The 12,789-nt window shown below is 66.1% G+C and carries 14 protein-coding genes; 3 read left to right on the plus strand and 11 right to left on the minus strand.

Going from position 1 to position 12,789, the window contains the following annotated elements; genetic code table 11:
• Position 1: 1 nt before the first annotated feature.
• Positions 2-733, minus strand: coding sequence for an HAD family hydrolase (locus AC07O3_RS09815; protein WP_307615209.1), 732 nt, complete (start codon positions 731-733; stop codon positions 2-4).
• A gap of 15 nt (positions 734-748) precedes the next feature.
• Here AC07O3_RS09815 and hemH point away from each other — a divergent pair, with 15 nt between their 5' ends.
• Genes hemH through AC07O3_RS09830 form a run of 3 tightly spaced genes read left to right on the plus strand, consistent with a single transcriptional unit; the run spans position 749 to position 3,737 of the window.
• Positions 749-1,795, plus strand: coding sequence for a ferrochelatase (gene hemH, locus AC07O3_RS09820; protein WP_495339187.1), 1,047 nt, complete (start codon positions 749-751; stop codon positions 1,793-1,795).
• Positions 1,792-2,640: a class I SAM-dependent methyltransferase gene (locus AC07O3_RS09825; RefSeq protein ID WP_495339188.1), complete on the plus strand. Its 849-nt coding sequence runs from the start codon at positions 1,792-1,794 to the stop codon at positions 2,638-2,640. Before hemH ends, AC07O3_RS09825 begins: the two co-directional genes overlap by 4 nt.
• Positions 2,637-3,737, plus strand: coding sequence for a hypothetical protein (locus AC07O3_RS09830; protein ID WP_495339189.1), 1,101 nt, complete (start codon positions 2,637-2,639; stop codon positions 3,735-3,737). Before AC07O3_RS09825 ends, AC07O3_RS09830 begins: the two co-directional genes overlap by 4 nt.
• A 15-nt stretch (positions 3,738-3,752) precedes the next feature.
• Here the strand turns inward: AC07O3_RS09830 and AC07O3_RS09835 are convergent, their stop codons facing one another.
• From AC07O3_RS09835 to AC07O3_RS09880, 10 genes are all read right to left on the minus strand, one after another.
• Entirely contained in the window at positions 3,753-4,316 is a 564-nt protein-coding gene (locus AC07O3_RS09835) for a thioredoxin family protein (RefSeq protein WP_495339334.1), read from the minus strand.
• Between the two features lie 141 nt (positions 4,317-4,457).
• A complete protein-coding gene (locus AC07O3_RS09840; protein ID WP_495339335.1) occupies positions 4,458-4,964 on the minus strand; it encodes a DUF1993 domain-containing protein in 507 nt (168 codons plus the stop codon).
• Positions 4,965-5,021: 57 nt separating this feature from the next.
• Complete coding sequence (locus tag AC07O3_RS09845; protein WP_495339190.1) at positions 5,022-5,906, minus strand: alpha/beta fold hydrolase; 885 nt, start codon at positions 5,904-5,906, stop codon at positions 5,022-5,024.
• Positions 5,903-6,970 carry a branched-chain amino acid ABC transporter permease gene (locus tag AC07O3_RS09850; RefSeq protein ID WP_495339191.1) on the minus strand — a complete coding sequence of 356 codons (1,068 nt, stop codon included), beginning with the start codon at positions 6,968-6,970 and terminating at the stop codon, positions 5,903-5,905. The genes AC07O3_RS09845 and AC07O3_RS09850 overlap by 4 nt, the downstream gene beginning before the upstream one ends.
• A gap of 13 nt (positions 6,971-6,983) precedes the next feature.
• Positions 6,984-7,967, minus strand: coding sequence for a branched-chain amino acid ABC transporter permease (locus tag AC07O3_RS09855; RefSeq protein ID WP_093073723.1), 984 nt, complete (start codon positions 7,965-7,967; stop codon positions 6,984-6,986).
• On the minus strand, positions 7,964-8,692 hold the full coding sequence (locus tag AC07O3_RS09860) for an ABC transporter ATP-binding protein (RefSeq protein ID WP_093073721.1): 729 nt from the start codon (positions 8,690-8,692) through the stop codon (positions 7,964-7,966). The genes AC07O3_RS09855 and AC07O3_RS09860 overlap by 4 nt, the downstream gene beginning before the upstream one ends.
• Positions 8,689-9,453, minus strand: a complete 765-nt coding sequence (locus AC07O3_RS09865; RefSeq protein ID WP_093056434.1) for an ABC transporter ATP-binding protein — start codon at positions 9,451-9,453, stop codon at positions 8,689-8,691. Before AC07O3_RS09865 ends, AC07O3_RS09860 begins: the two co-directional genes overlap by 4 nt.
• 48 nt (positions 9,454-9,501) lie before the next feature.
• Positions 9,502-10,953: an extracellular catalytic domain type 2 short-chain-length polyhydroxyalkanoate depolymerase gene (locus AC07O3_RS09870; protein ID WP_495339192.1), complete on the minus strand. Its 1,452-nt coding sequence runs from the start codon at positions 10,951-10,953 to the stop codon at positions 9,502-9,504.
• A gap of 232 nt (positions 10,954-11,185) precedes the next feature.
• Positions 11,186-12,373, minus strand: a complete 1,188-nt coding sequence (locus tag AC07O3_RS09875) for a substrate-binding domain-containing protein (protein WP_093056432.1) — start codon at positions 12,371-12,373, stop codon at positions 11,186-11,188.
• 156 nt (positions 12,374-12,529) lie between these two features.
• Positions 12,530-12,733 (minus strand): hypothetical protein, encoded by a 204-nt coding sequence (locus AC07O3_RS09880; RefSeq protein ID WP_256216622.1) that lies wholly within the window; start codon positions 12,731-12,733, stop codon positions 12,530-12,532.
• Positions 12,734-12,789: the final 56 nt, after the last annotated feature.

Below are 12,789 nucleotides of genomic sequence, written 5' to 3' on the forward strand. Positions count from 1 at the left end.
CTCAGGCGCCCAGCGCCATGCACAGCGCGTGCAGGTTCGGCACGATCAGCTGTGGCCGTGCGCCATGCACCCACGGCCGCTCGTCGCGCACCAGCCAGGCCGCCTGCATGCCGGCGTTGAGCGCGCCGACCACGTCCAGCTCGGCATCGTCGCCCACGTGCAGCACGTCCTTCGGCAGCAGGCCGACCGAAGCTGCGGCAGCGCGGAAGATCGGCGCGTGCGGCTTGCCGCTGCCGAAGGCGCGCGCATTGAAGGCCGTGCGGAACCAGCGGCCGACGCCGGTCTTGTGCACATCGGCATTGCCATTCGAGATCGCGACCAGCGGATAGCGCTCGCTGAGCCACTTGAGCGCGGGCAGCGCGTCGTCATACAGCGTCACGCGCTGGCGCTCTGCGAAGAAGGCATCGAAGGCCGGCTCGGCCAGCGCCGGGTCTTCTCCCGCTCGCGTGAGCGCGGTGCGAATCGACTCGCGTCGCAGCGCGCTCAGGTCGTGCGCGAGGTCTGAACGCTCCTTGGCCGTGGCTTCACGCAGTTCGCGCAGGATGCCCGGCGTCATGAGCAGCGAGGCCGTCTTCGGCGCTTCGCGCAACAGCCATTCATGCAGCACGGCCTCGGCGCGTTCGATGGTCGGCCAGATCGGCCACAGGGTGTCGTCGAGGTCGAGAGAGATCGCCGAGATGCGCTTGAGATCGAGAGGCGCGGCGCTTGCGGAGGCCGTGGGAGCGGAAGTCATGCCCGAGAATATCGCATGCCTCCAAGCCATGAGACCGCCCCTCCAAGTACCCCGCACACCCCGCGCACCGCCGTGCTCTGGTGCAACCTGGGCTCACCCGACGCCCCCACCGCCGCCGCCGTTCGCCCCTATCTCGCCGACTTCCTGGGCGACCCGCGCGTGGTCGAGATCCCCAGGGCAATCTGGGCATTGATCCTGCACGGCATCATCCTGCGCACGCGGCCGGCAAAATCTGCCGCCAAGTACGCGAGCATCTGGATGCCCGAAGGCTCGCCGCTCAAGGTGTGGACACAGAAGCAGGCCACGCTGCTGGCCGGCTGGCTCGGCGAGCGCGGCCATCGCGTGACGGTGCGCGACGCGATGCGCTACGCCAGCCCCTCCATCGCCTCCCGGCTCGACGCGCTGCAGGCCGAAGGCGCCACGCGCGTGCTGGTGCTGCAGGCCTACCCGCAGTACTCGGCGACCACCACAGCGAGCGTGATCGATGCCGTGAACGACTGGAGCCGCAAGCAACGCCGCGTGCCGGAGTTCCGCTTCGTCAACGACTACCACGACGACCCCGCCTACATCGATGCGCTGGCTCAAGGCATCGAGCGCCACTGGAAGACCGAAGGCCGCGGTGACGTGCTGCTGATGAGCTTCCACGGCATTCCCGCGCGCAACATCGCGCTGGGCGATCCGTACCAGGCACAGTGCCTCGAAACCGCGCGCCTGCTAGCCGCTCGGCTCGGCCTTTCCACAGCCCAGTACCGCGTGACCTTCCAGTCTCGCTTCGGCCGCGCCAAGTGGCTGGAGCCCTACACCGAACCGACGCTGCGCGAACTCGGCGCCTCCGGCGTGAAGCGCGTCGATGTGGTGTGCCCGGGCTTTCCGGCCGACTGCCTCGAAACGCTCGAAGAAATCGCCATGGAAGGCCGCGAAGCCTTCATGCACGCGGGTGGCAAGGCCTTCAGCTACATCCCCTGCCTCAACGACAGCCCGGCATGGATCACCGCGCTCGCGGGCATCGCCGAACGCAATCTGGCAGGCTGGCCCACGCAAAGAACAAGCACCACTCCATGAAGCAGGACCTGCACGAAGCCAACCGGCTCTCGTGGAACGCGGCCACTGTCGCGCACAACAGCCACAAGGGCGACCAGGCCGCCTTCTTCCGCAAGGGCGGCTCCACCCTCTTTCCCGAGGAAGCCGGCCTGCTCGGCGACGTGACGGGCCTGTCGGTGCTGCACCTGCAGTGCAATGCCGGGCAGGACAGCCTGAGCATCGCGCGCCTGGGTGCCGAAGTGACGGGCGTGGACATCTCCGACGAGGCCATCGACTTCGCGACGCGGCTGTCGCAGCAATCGGGCATCGCGGCGCGCTTCGTGCGCTCGGATGTCTACGACTACTTTCGCGATGCGCAGGCGCGCGGCGAGCGCTTCGACATCGTGTTCTGCTCGTACGGCACGCTGTGCTGGCTCTCCGACATCGGCGCCTGGGCGCGCGGCGTGGCGCAGCTGCTCAAGCCCGGTGGCCGCTTCGTCTTCATCGAGTTCCATCCTTTCGCACTCGTGTTCGACCCCGCCTGGAAGTTCCACTACGACTACTTCAACGAAGCTCCCGTGCCCGAGGAAGGCGTGGGCGACTACGTGGCCGAGTCCGGCGACGGCCTCGTGCGCGAGGGCTACGAGCGCGGCGTGGAGAACTTCAGCAACCCGCATCCGAGCTTCGAGTTCACATGGGGCGTGGGCCAGGTGACGACCGCGCTGTCGCTGGCCGGTCTCGTCATCGAGCGGCTCGACGAGTACCCGTACGCCAACGGCTGGAAGCCCTTCGAAGGCATGCGCGACATCGGTGGGCGCCGCATGGCGCCGCCCGAGGGCATGCCGCGCATTCCGCTCATGTATTCGATCTCCGCACGCAAGCCATGAAAGTCTTTCGCACCCTCGGTAGCCTTTTTCTGCTGGCGCCCCTCCTGGCCAGCGCGACTGGAACCGTCGAAGTGCCCAAGGGCGTGTGGGAAGGCACGCTCGGCACCAAGGCCATCGTGGCCTGCTTCAACGCCGAATATCCGAGCGGCAGCTACTTCTACAAGCAATACAGAAAGGCCATCGCGCTGGGCCGCTCCGAGAAGGACAGCTTCTGGCACGAAGGCGGCGAGACCGGCCTGTGGGCGCTCGGCCCGGGCAAAGGCACGACGCTCACCGGCACCTGGAAGAACGTGAAGGGCACGCCTGTGACGCTGCCCATCCAGTTGAACCTGTCCGATGCCACGGGCGGCGACAAGGCCTGCGCGAGCGACGGCTATGCAGGCCTGCTCGAAGCACCGCCGAAGATCGAGACCGGGAAGAAAGAGGAATTCGCGGCCGGCCGCAGCTTTCGCCGCCTGCGCTTCGCAGGGCAGGAAACCATCGAACTCTCCGGCCCCGAGCCCACGCTGGCGGCCATCAACCGCGAGCTGCGCCGCGACTTCGACACCAGCAAAGACACGATCAAGGAGTACTTCGACAAGCGCCGCGAGTTCCTCGGACGGGTCGGCGTGCCGGCGGAAGACGAGAACACCGCCGATCCGTCCTACTGGACCTCGCAGTGGCTGAGCATCCGCAACTACACCTGGACGGCCGGCACGGGCCGTGCCGGCATCTCGTGGTTCTATCGCACCTGGGACCTGCAGACGGGCAAGCAGGTCGACCTGTGGACATGGTTCGCCTCTCGCCAGCCGTCGCCGAACGCTCCCGGGCCGGGCCCCATCGCCACCAGCGGCGGCTCCATGACGCCGAAACTGCGCCGCTTCCTGTTCCGCCACGCCGGCATCGATCCGTCGAAGGCCGAAGAGAACTGCGAGTTCAACTACAGGCAAGACGCCCATTACGACCTGACTCTGGAAGCCAAGGGCATGCGCTTCGCGCAGCCCGACTTCGGCAACGGCTGCGCGATCGAGATCGAAGTGCCCTACGCCGACCTCGGCCCGGTGCTCACGCCCGCGGGCAAGGCGGCGGTACGACGCATCGTCGAATCGCCGAATTAGCCCCGTAGCCTTGGCTCAGGCTGCCGGCCTGCGCGCCAGCAGCACCTCGATCGCGGCCTCCATCTCGGCGTATTCCCCTTCGCCGAAATGCTGACGCATCACCTGCCCCTTGCTGTCGACCAGGTAGAACGCCGGCCAGTACTGGTTGCTGTAGGCCTTCCAGGTGGTGAAGCTGTTGTCCTGTGCCACCGGATAGCGGATGTTGAAACGCTCGATCGCGTCCTGCACATTGCGCGTCGATTTCTCGTAGGCGAACTCGGGCGAATGCACGCCGATCACCACGAAGCCCTGGTCCTTGTACTTCTCGTACCAGCGCACCACGTGCGGCAGCGTGCGAATGCAGTTGATGCAGGAGTAGGTCCAGAAGTCGACCAGCACCACCTTGCCGGCCAGCCCCTGCATCGTGAGCGGCTGCGAGTTGAGCCACTTGTCGATGCCTGCGAACTCGGGGGCCTTGCCGTAGTCCCGCAGGCCCGGCGACGCAGCCAGCGCACTGCGCGCCGGCCATCCGCCGCCCGCGACCGCCACGAGCGCGGAAGCCCCTGCAGCAAGCCCCGAGAACGCCCTTCTGGACATCATGTTCATGATCGCAAACCTCGTTCGTGTGTCAGACCGACAGCGGTCTGGCGCGATTGTTTGCGGCGCACGCCGTGCGTGCGCATGTGTCACGGCAATTTGAAGTTTGTCCCGGCGGTGTGAAGGCCGCCGGCCTTCAATGCCTCAGAACTTGCCCAGATAGTCCATCTTGCCCACCGGCATGCCCTTGTGGCGCAGCACGTCGTAGGCGGTGGTCACGTGGAAGAAGAAGTTGGGCAGCGCGAACTGCAGCAGGTAGCGCTGCGCGGTGAAATGTGCTTCGCCTTCGCGCGCCTTGATGGTCACGGGGCGCTCTTCCTGGCCGTCGATCTGCGCGCGCTCGACGCTATTCAGGAAGTCCTGCGTCTTCACGATGCGCGCCAGCAGGTCGTCCCAGGTCTTTTCTTCGTCGGGAAAGCTCGGCGCGGTGATGCCCGCGATGCGGGCCGTGCCCAGCTTGCAAGCATCGCTCGCCCGCTGGATCTGGCCGGCCAGCGTGAGCATGTCGGGCGCCAGGCGCGCCTCGACCAGCGTGGCCGGGTCGATGCCGTTGGCCTTGGCATGCGCAAGGCTCTTGTCGAGCAGGTGGGTGAGTTGGCCGAGTCCGCGGGTAAAGACGGGCACTGACAGGTCGTACAGAGAGAGCGTCATGGTGTTCGAGGCCTTGTTGTGGTTGGAATCGGCGGCGATTGTCACGCCGCCGCTCCTTCAACGACCGGCCGCCCGAATAAACCCTTCGATCGGCTCCAGTTGTCCGGGCACGTTCAGCGCGGGCGCGTGACCGCAGGCAGGCACTTCAATGACCTGCAGCCTGCCGGTCGCGCCGGGGCCCCGGCGCTCCATCTCCTCGATCACGCCGGGCAGCACCAGGTCGGACTCGGCGCCGCGCAGGCACAGCACTGGCGCCTCGATGGCATCGTAGTGCGGCCAGATCAGGTAGTCGTTGTCGTGCGCGCTGAACTGGCGGACCATGGCCGGGTCGTAGTGCGGCGTGACGCGGCCGTCGGGCAGGCGGCGCGTGGAGCTCTCGGTCAGGCGGCGCCACTGCGCGTCGCTGAGCCAGCCGTAGGGCTTGTAGACGGTGCGGAAGAAAGCCTCCAGTTCGGCCACCGTGTCGAATGCGGGCGGCTGGCCCGCATAGGCGCGGATGCGCTCGATGGCGGGCTGGGCCAGTTCGGGCGCGTTGTCGTTCAGCACCAGGCTCGCGATGCGCGCCTTCATGCGCGGCTCGAACAGGCCCGACGCGCAGACCGTGCCGATGGCGCCGCCCATCGAAGTGCCGACCCAGTGCACGCGCCCCAGCCGCAGCTCGTCGCACAGCGCATTGGCGATGCGCGCGTAGAACGCCAGCTTGTATTCCTCGTCGGGCAGCGGGCTCCATTGGCTCAGGCCGCGGCCGATGGTGTCGGGGCAGATCACGCGGAAGCCGCGTGACGCGAAGTGCTGCGCCAGTTCGTCCATGTCGCGGCAGGTACGCGCCAGGCCGTGCCAGGCAATGACCACCGGCGCCTCGGGTGCACCCCATTCGAGCCAATGGACTTCGCGGCCCGCGAGCTGCGCGTAGCGGGAGAGTGGAATGTTGTTGTCGCTCATCGCGCCGCCCTCGCCCGCAACTTGCCCACGATGCCGGTCGGAAAGTAGTAGACCGACAGCACGAACAGCACGCCCAGCCACAACAACCAGCGGTCGGGCGACAGCAGCGCCGCCAGCCAGGGCAGCCCGCTCGCAGCCTCGCTGCCCAGGCGCAGCAGGTCTTGCAGATAGCTCTGCGCCACCACGAACAGCACCGCGCCGATGGCCGCACCGTAGATGGTGCCCATGCCGCCGATCACCACGATCAGCAGCACGTCGATCATGATCTCGAAGCTCAGCGAGGTATCCGGCCCGTTGTAGCGCAGCCAGATCGCGAGCATCGCGCCGGCCAGCGTGGCGAACAGCGCCGACAGCACGGCGGCCGTGGTGCGGTACACCACCACGCGATAGCCGATGGCTTCAGCGCGAAACTCGTTCTCGCGAATGGCCTGCAGCACACGGCCGAAGGGCGAGTTCACGATGCGCAGCAGCGCCAGCACCAGCACCACCGCGGCCACGAACAGCAGGTAGTAGCACAGCAGCCGCCCATCGAGCGAGACGCCGAGAAACGGCTCCTCGGAAAACTCGAAGCTCGGCGAGATCAGCTCGGGCAGCTTGAAGGTCAGGCCGTCTTCGCCGCCGGTGAAATCCGACAGCTGCGAGGCCAGCGTCTGGAAGGCCGAGGCCACGGCCAGCGTGATCATCGCGAAGAAAATCGCGCGCACCCGCAGCGAGAACAAGCCGATGGCAAACGAGAGCACCAGCGAAATCGCCAGAGACGCGCCCAGCCCCACCAGCACAGCGCCCCAGCTGGGCCCGAGCCGCGTCGCCGAAATCGCGATGCCGTACGCCCCGATGCCGAAGAACATGGTGTGCGCAAAGCTCACGATGCCTGTGTAGCCCAGCAGCAGGTCGAAGCTGGCCACCAGCACCACGAACACCAGGATCTTGGCCGCGACGCTCAGCGCCTTCACGCCCGGGAAGATGAACGGCGCGAACGCCAGGGCGATGAACAGCGCCACCAGCAGCAGCGCCAGCAGGCGGCTGCGCGGCATGTCGTTGGAGAGAAGTCGTTTCAGGAACATGTCGTCTTCTTCCTCAACGATTCGCCACGGGGTACACACCCTGCGGTCGCCACAGCAGCACGGCCACCATCAGGAAGATGCTCGCGAACTGCGTAAGCGTGGGCAGCAGGAAGCCGATGTAGTTGGTCATCAGCCCCACCAGCAGCGCGCCGATGAGCGCCCCGCCCGTCGAGCCCAGCCCGCCGATGATGATGACGATGAAGATCAGCACGTTGACCTGCGCGCCCATCTGCGGCACGAGGTTCTGCTGGAACAGCCCCCACATCACGCCTCCCAGGCCAGCCAGTGCGCTGCCCACCACGAACACACCGACAAACAGCCGGCCGATGCGATAGCCGAGCGACTCGACCATCTCGCGGTCTTGCACGCCGGCGCGAATGAGCAGGCCGATCTTGGTGCGGCCCAGCGTCCATGCCAGCACACCGAACACGACCATGCCCACAGCCACCGCGAGCAGGCGGTACTTGCTGATGGCCGCGTCGCCGATCAGCAGCGAGCCGCGCAGCGCCTCAGGCAAAGGCAGCGGAATCTGCGCCGGCCCCCAGATCACCTTGATGAGCTCTTCGCCAATGATCATGCCGCCCATCGTGATGAGGATCTGCTTCAGGTGTTGGCCGTACACGGGCCGCACGATGAAGCGCTCGAAGGCCAGGCCCACCGCCCCGGCGACTGCCATCGCGACCAGCATGGCCGGGAACACCGCCACGAGGTTGCGCCACAGTTCGCCCGAACCGGTCCAGTCGCCCATCAGCCCGAGCACGCTGCTCGCCACGAAGGCGCCGAGCGCGATGAACACGCCGTGGCCGAAGTTCAGCACGTCCATCAGCCCGAATACGAGCGTGAGGCCCGAGGCGATGATGAAGATGATCATGCCCATCGCCAGCCCCGCGACCGTGAGCGTGAGCCAGGTCGAGAACGAACCGGTGAGCGGCAGCGCGACGAGCGCGAGGATCGGGGCCAGCAGCAGCGGCCTCCAGTCGAAGTCGAGTTTCTTCATAAAGCCAGTCCGAGCAGGGATTGCTGCAATTGCGCGTCCGCCGAGAACGCCGCCATGGAGCCGCTGTGCACCACGCGGCCGTTGTCCATCACCGCGACGTTGTCGCCCAGGCGTTGGGCGAAGTTGATGTTCTGCTCCACCAGCAGGATGGTCACGCCGCTGCGCTTGAGCTCGGCGAAGGCGTCGATCATGTTGTTGATCATCACGGGCGCAAGGCCCTTGCTGGGCTCGTCGATGATGAGCAGCTCGCGCGGCTCCACGATGGCGCGCGACACGGCCAGCATCTGTTTCTGCCCACCCGAGAGCTTGCCCGCCGGGTGGTTCCAGAATTTCTCGACCGCGGGGAAGAGCTTGAAGATCCACTTCAGGCGCGTGTCGTCGATCTGCGCTGCGTTCTTCGCGCTGCGCGCGGCGAGCAGCATGTTCTCTTTCACCGTGAGGTCGGAGAAGATGCCCATGTTCTCGGGCACGTAGGCAATGCCCAGGCCGGCGATCTGCGGCGTGTGCTGCGCGGTGATTTCCTTGTCGCCGAAGCGCACCCTGCCCTGCGACGCGTGCCACAGGCCCATGATGGTTCGCAGCGTGGTCGTCTTGCCCGCGCCGTTGCGGCCCAGCAGCATCGTGAGCTGGCCCTTGGGCACGGCGAGGTCCACGCCATGCAGGATGTGATACGCCCCGATGTGCGTGTGCACGCCTTCGAGCGTCAAAAGATTCTGGGTGCTCATGCGGCCTCCTTCGCGACGCCCAGGTAGGCCTCTTGCACCACCGGCGAAGCAATCACCTCCGCCGGTTCGCCATCGGCCACCAGCGTGCCGTTGTGCAGCACGATGATGCGGTCCGCGAGTTCGCGCACCACGTCCATCTTGTGCTCGACCAGCAGGATGGTCTTGCTCTTGTCCTGCTTGAGCTTGCGGATCAGGTCGAGGATGACGGGCGCCTCGGCCGCGTTCATGCCAGCCGTGGGTTCGTCGAACATGAAGACTTTGGGCTCCAGCGCCATCAGCAACGCCACTTCGAGCTTGCGCTGGTCGCCGTGCGGCAGGCTCGCCACCGTCGCGTGCTCGCGCGACTTCAGCGCCACGTCGGCCAGGATCTGGTCGGCGCGCTCCGTCAGCGCCTTATGGTCGCTCCAGATGCTCCACAGGTTGAGCCCGCGCCGGTGCGCGCCCTCGCGCGTGGCCTGCACCGCGAGGCGCACGTTCTCCAGCACCGTGAGGTTCGGGAACAGGTTGGTCAGCTGGAAGGCCCGCCCCAGCCCCGCATGCGTGCGCGCGGAGGGGGACAGGCCCGACAGCAACTTCCCGTCGAGCGACACCGTGCCCGCGCTCGCCTTGAGCTGGCCCGAGATCAGGTTGAAATAAGTGGTCTTGCCCGCGCCGTTGGGGCCGACGATGGCCGTCAGCGTGCCCGGCGCAAAAGCGCAGCTCACACTGTTGACGGCCACGTGCCCACCGAAGCGGATGGTCAGATCTCGGGTCTCAAGCATCGTTGTTGGTCATTGCGAATCGAAAAGAGAAACGAAGAGCGGCCTGCCTCAACAGGTGCCGATCACGTAGTAGTTGGGGCCTGTCTGCTTCAGCGTGGTCGTGACGTAGATGTTCCACAGGCCCATCGACTGTCCCGAGCCGTAGGCATAGGTCAGGCCCCACAGTGCATAGGCACGCCCGGCGACGGTGTGCGAATAGTTGCTCGCGGTGTAGCACGTTCCGCCGCCGCCAGAGCCCGCGGTGGTCGCGCCCGTGGCTGCGGTCGACATGGCGCCCTCCACGTTGCTGGCGTCCAGCGCGGCCACGGTCCAGCTGTAGGTGGTGGACGCGGCCAGGCCGGTGTCGGTGTAGCTGGTGGCGGCGACGGGCGCGGCGTTGACCTTGCTGCCGCCGCGGTACACGTTGTAGCCGCTGGCACCTGTCACGCCGGCCCAGCCGATCACCATGCTGCTGCTGGTCGCGCCCGAGGTGCCCACGCCAGTGGGCGCGGGCAGGCCACCGCCGCCCGCCGAACCCGTAACGCGGTCGATCATGGCCTTCATCGCCGCCATCTGCGGGCCCGACTTCTTCGCGTAGTTGGCACTGTCGTAGCCCCACCAGTCCCAGCAGCTGTTGGTGGCTGCCGTGCTGGTCTGCGGGTAGATCAGCACGATGTTGTTGGTGTCGGCCCAACGGTTGTAGCCGGTCTTGCGCACGTACTGGTCGCTCACGTCGGTGTAGTTCTGCTTGCAGCCGTGCAGCACCAGGTGCACGCGGCATGAGGTGGTGGTGCAGGCCTGCGGCACGTAGATCCAGCCGGTGGTGGCCATGCCGTGGCCGGTGACGAACTCCGACTGGTTGAACTCGCTGAAGGTGCCGCCCAGCGTGCCGTTGTTGCGCGGGTTCAGCGGCCCATAGAGCTGCGTGAGGATCTCGCCCGCCAGGTCGAAGCCGCAGTTGTTGATGTAGGGCGCCGCAGTGGTGCTGCAGGCGCTGCCGTAGTCGTCGGTGACCATCGCGTGGCCCGCACCGATGTTGTTCTTGTAGACCGTGTTGGCCGCGGGCACGAAGCTCTGGTAGTAGGTCTTCAGGTCGTCCATTACCGCCTGCTTGACGGTGTTGTCGGACGTACCCGAGAACAGGTACACCTTGGAGCCGCTCATGTTCGACACCGGGTCGACCGCCCCGCTGGCCGCCCAGCTGTTGGTGGTGCTCACGAGCGTCGACACCGGGATGCTGGTGCTGTGCGTCATGCAGCGCCCGGTGGCGTTGACCACCGAGCCTTCGGCGCAATAGAACGGTCCACCCGCCACCACGCCGGCGCCGCGCTTGAATGTGGCCGAGTACGCCACGTGCAGTTGCACTGCCATGAAGCCGCCGGCCGACAGGCCTGACACGCTCACCTCCGCCGGGTTGGCGCCGAGCGCCGGCAGCGGCACCGCCGCCGTCGCGGCATGCGCCGCCACCGCCATTGCCGCAGCCGCGGCAAGTCCCTTCCAGTTCCATTTCATCGCTGGCATCGCTGTCTCCTTGTGTTGTGGGCATCGAACGCTTGCTTGCAGACTGACGAATCGGCCGTAGGTCGCGACAGGCTGCGCGGACGCAGGCTGGCGCTTCGCCCGGCGGCCATCCGGGGCGAAACAAAGAACATTCAAGGAACACCGCGGAACCGGCTTTGCCGGGCCGCTGGTGTTGCCCCCGGTAGGGGGTTGGCGTAGCGACACGAAGTGCGCGCAGCCTGGGGGCGAGTTCTTACCTCTTGTTCTTGATGGGGATGTCCATCTCTTCGGGCTTGATCTCGTGCACCAGCTCCGGCACACCCCAGGCGAACGCCGGGTCGACCTTGATCTTGAAGTGGTACATCGACTGCATCGCCTGATGGTCTTCCTTGCGGAAGGTCATCTTGCCCTTGGGCGTGTCGAAGCTCATGCCTTCCATGGTGCTGATGAGCTTGTTGGTGTTGGTGTCGCCGTTGGTCTTCTTCAGCGCCGTCACCACCGCCATCGCGGCCGAGAAGCCGCCGGCGGTGAAGAAGTCCGGCGGCGTCTTGAACTGCTTGTAGTGCGCCGACACCATGGCCTCGTTCACCGGGTTCTTCGGAATGCCGAAGTAGTAGTACGCCGCGCCTTCCATGCCCGGCAGCGACTTGTAGGCCGCCATGGCCGGCAGGATGTTGCCGCCGGTGGCGATCTCGATGCCGTAGCGCTTCAGGTCGAGGTCGACGATCTTGAACGGATTGCCCGCGCCGGCCCACACGATCCAGATGATCTTGCGGCCCGGCTGGTCCTTCAGCTTGTCGATCAGGCGCTGCGCGCCGGCCGTGAAGTCGGTGGTGGTGGGCGGCAGGTACTCCTCATGAACCAGCTTGGCTTTCTTGAGCGCGGCACCGAAGGCCTTCACGCCGTCGCGGCCGAAGGCGTTGTCCTGCGCCAGCGTGGCGACGGTAACGCCGGCCTTGTCGACGGCCACAGCGTTGGAGATCGCGTCCTGGCTCGAATTGCGGCCGGTGCGGAAGATGTACTTGTTCCACTTGTCGCCGGTGATCGAGTCAGCCACCGCGGGCTCGACCAGCAGGATCTTCTTGTATTCCTCGGCCACGGGCAGCATCGCCAGCGCCACGCCCGAAGCGGTCGGGCCCACGGCCAGCGCGGCCTTGTCGTCGGAATAGGCCGCCGCCAGCAGCGACTTGCCGAGGTCGGGCTTGCCCTGGTCGTCCTTCTCGATGACCACGATCTTCTTGCCGTTGACCGTCATCGTGCCGCCGGTGGCGTAGTCCAGGCCCATCATGAAACCGGTCTGGGTCTGCTTGCCGTAGGCCTCCAGCGCACCCGTCTTGCTGTAGATGTGGGCAATGCGGATTTCGTTGGATTGGGCCCATGCGGGGGCGGCAGCGGCACACGTGGCGAGCGCAGCCAGCGCGACGAGGTGGCGACGATTCATATTCATGTCTCCTGATATTGGTGACTGAATATTGCACAGTTCGTGCCACGCGCCAACTCGTTGATAACAAAGGCTTCTTCACTCGGAAGATGTGCCTTTCGCCTGAATTCAAAACACTTGTATTGCCTGAAATTCAGACAAGTGTATTTTTTACAGTCAGGGTTTGCCAGAGGTTTGGCGCTGCGCGATCCACTGCTCGAACTGGCGCTGCGCCTGCAGCCTGAATTCGTTGCGCGTGTGATTGCAGATGGCATGCGCGAGCCGCCGGTACTTTGGTTTTCGAACGCCGCCCAGGGTTGCGTCGAAAAGATGCTCGATGGTCGCCGAATCGGGCTTGTCGCGCGGCTCTTCGAAATTCATCGGCAGGCCGCACCAGTGACAGTTGGATCCGAAAGACGATCTGAGTGCTTGCACGC

It is taken from the genome of Variovorax sp. GW821-FHT09D05 (assembly GCF_059416325.1).

What these genes read in the sequence shown, in the direction of transcription:
- AC07O3_RS09840 (WP_495339335.1), bottom strand. Translation starts at nt 4,964, where the DNA reads ATGACGCTCTCTCTGTACGACCTGTCAGTGCCCGTCTTTACCCGCGGA.
- AC07O3_RS09845 (WP_495339190.1), bottom strand. Translation starts at nt 5,906, where the DNA reads ATGAGCGACAACAACATTCCACTCTCCCGCTACGCGCAGCTCGCGGGC.
- hemH (WP_495339187.1), top strand. Translation starts at nt 749, where the DNA reads ATGCCTCCAAGCCATGAGACCGCCCCTCCAAGTACCCCGCACACCCCG.
- AC07O3_RS09825 (WP_495339188.1), top strand. Translation starts at nt 1,792, where the DNA reads ATGAAGCAGGACCTGCACGAAGCCAACCGGCTCTCGTGGAACGCGGCC.
- AC07O3_RS09855 (WP_093073723.1), bottom strand. Translation starts at nt 7,967, where the DNA reads ATGAAGAAACTCGACTTCGACTGGAGGCCGCTGCTGCTGGCCCCGATC.
- AC07O3_RS09875 (WP_093056432.1), bottom strand. Translation starts at nt 12,373, where the DNA reads ATGAATCGTCGCCACCTCGTCGCGCTGGCTGCGCTCGCCACGTGTGCC.
- AC07O3_RS09835 (WP_495339334.1), bottom strand. Translation starts at nt 4,316, where the DNA reads ATGATGTCCAGAAGGGCGTTCTCGGGGCTTGCTGCAGGGGCTTCCGCG.
- AC07O3_RS09830 (WP_495339189.1), top strand. Translation starts at nt 2,637, where the DNA reads ATGAAAGTCTTTCGCACCCTCGGTAGCCTTTTTCTGCTGGCGCCCCTC.
- AC07O3_RS09880 (WP_256216622.1), bottom strand. Translation starts at nt 12,733, where the DNA reads ATGAATTTCGAAGAGCCGCGCGACAAGCCCGATTCGGCGACCATCGAG.
- AC07O3_RS09815 (WP_307615209.1), bottom strand. Translation starts at nt 733, where the DNA reads ATGACTTCCGCTCCCACGGCCTCCGCAAGCGCCGCGCCTCTCGATCTC.
- AC07O3_RS09865 (WP_093056434.1), bottom strand. Translation starts at nt 9,453, where the DNA reads ATGCTTGAGACCCGAGATCTGACCATCCGCTTCGGTGGGCACGTGGCC.
- AC07O3_RS09850 (WP_495339191.1), bottom strand. Translation starts at nt 6,970, where the DNA reads ATGTTCCTGAAACGACTTCTCTCCAACGACATGCCGCGCAGCCGCCTG.
- AC07O3_RS09860 (WP_093073721.1), bottom strand. Translation starts at nt 8,692, where the DNA reads ATGAGCACCCAGAATCTTTTGACGCTCGAAGGCGTGCACACGCACATC.
- AC07O3_RS09870 (WP_495339192.1), bottom strand. Translation starts at nt 10,953, where the DNA reads ATGCCAGCGATGAAATGGAACTGGAAGGGACTTGCCGCGGCTGCGGCA.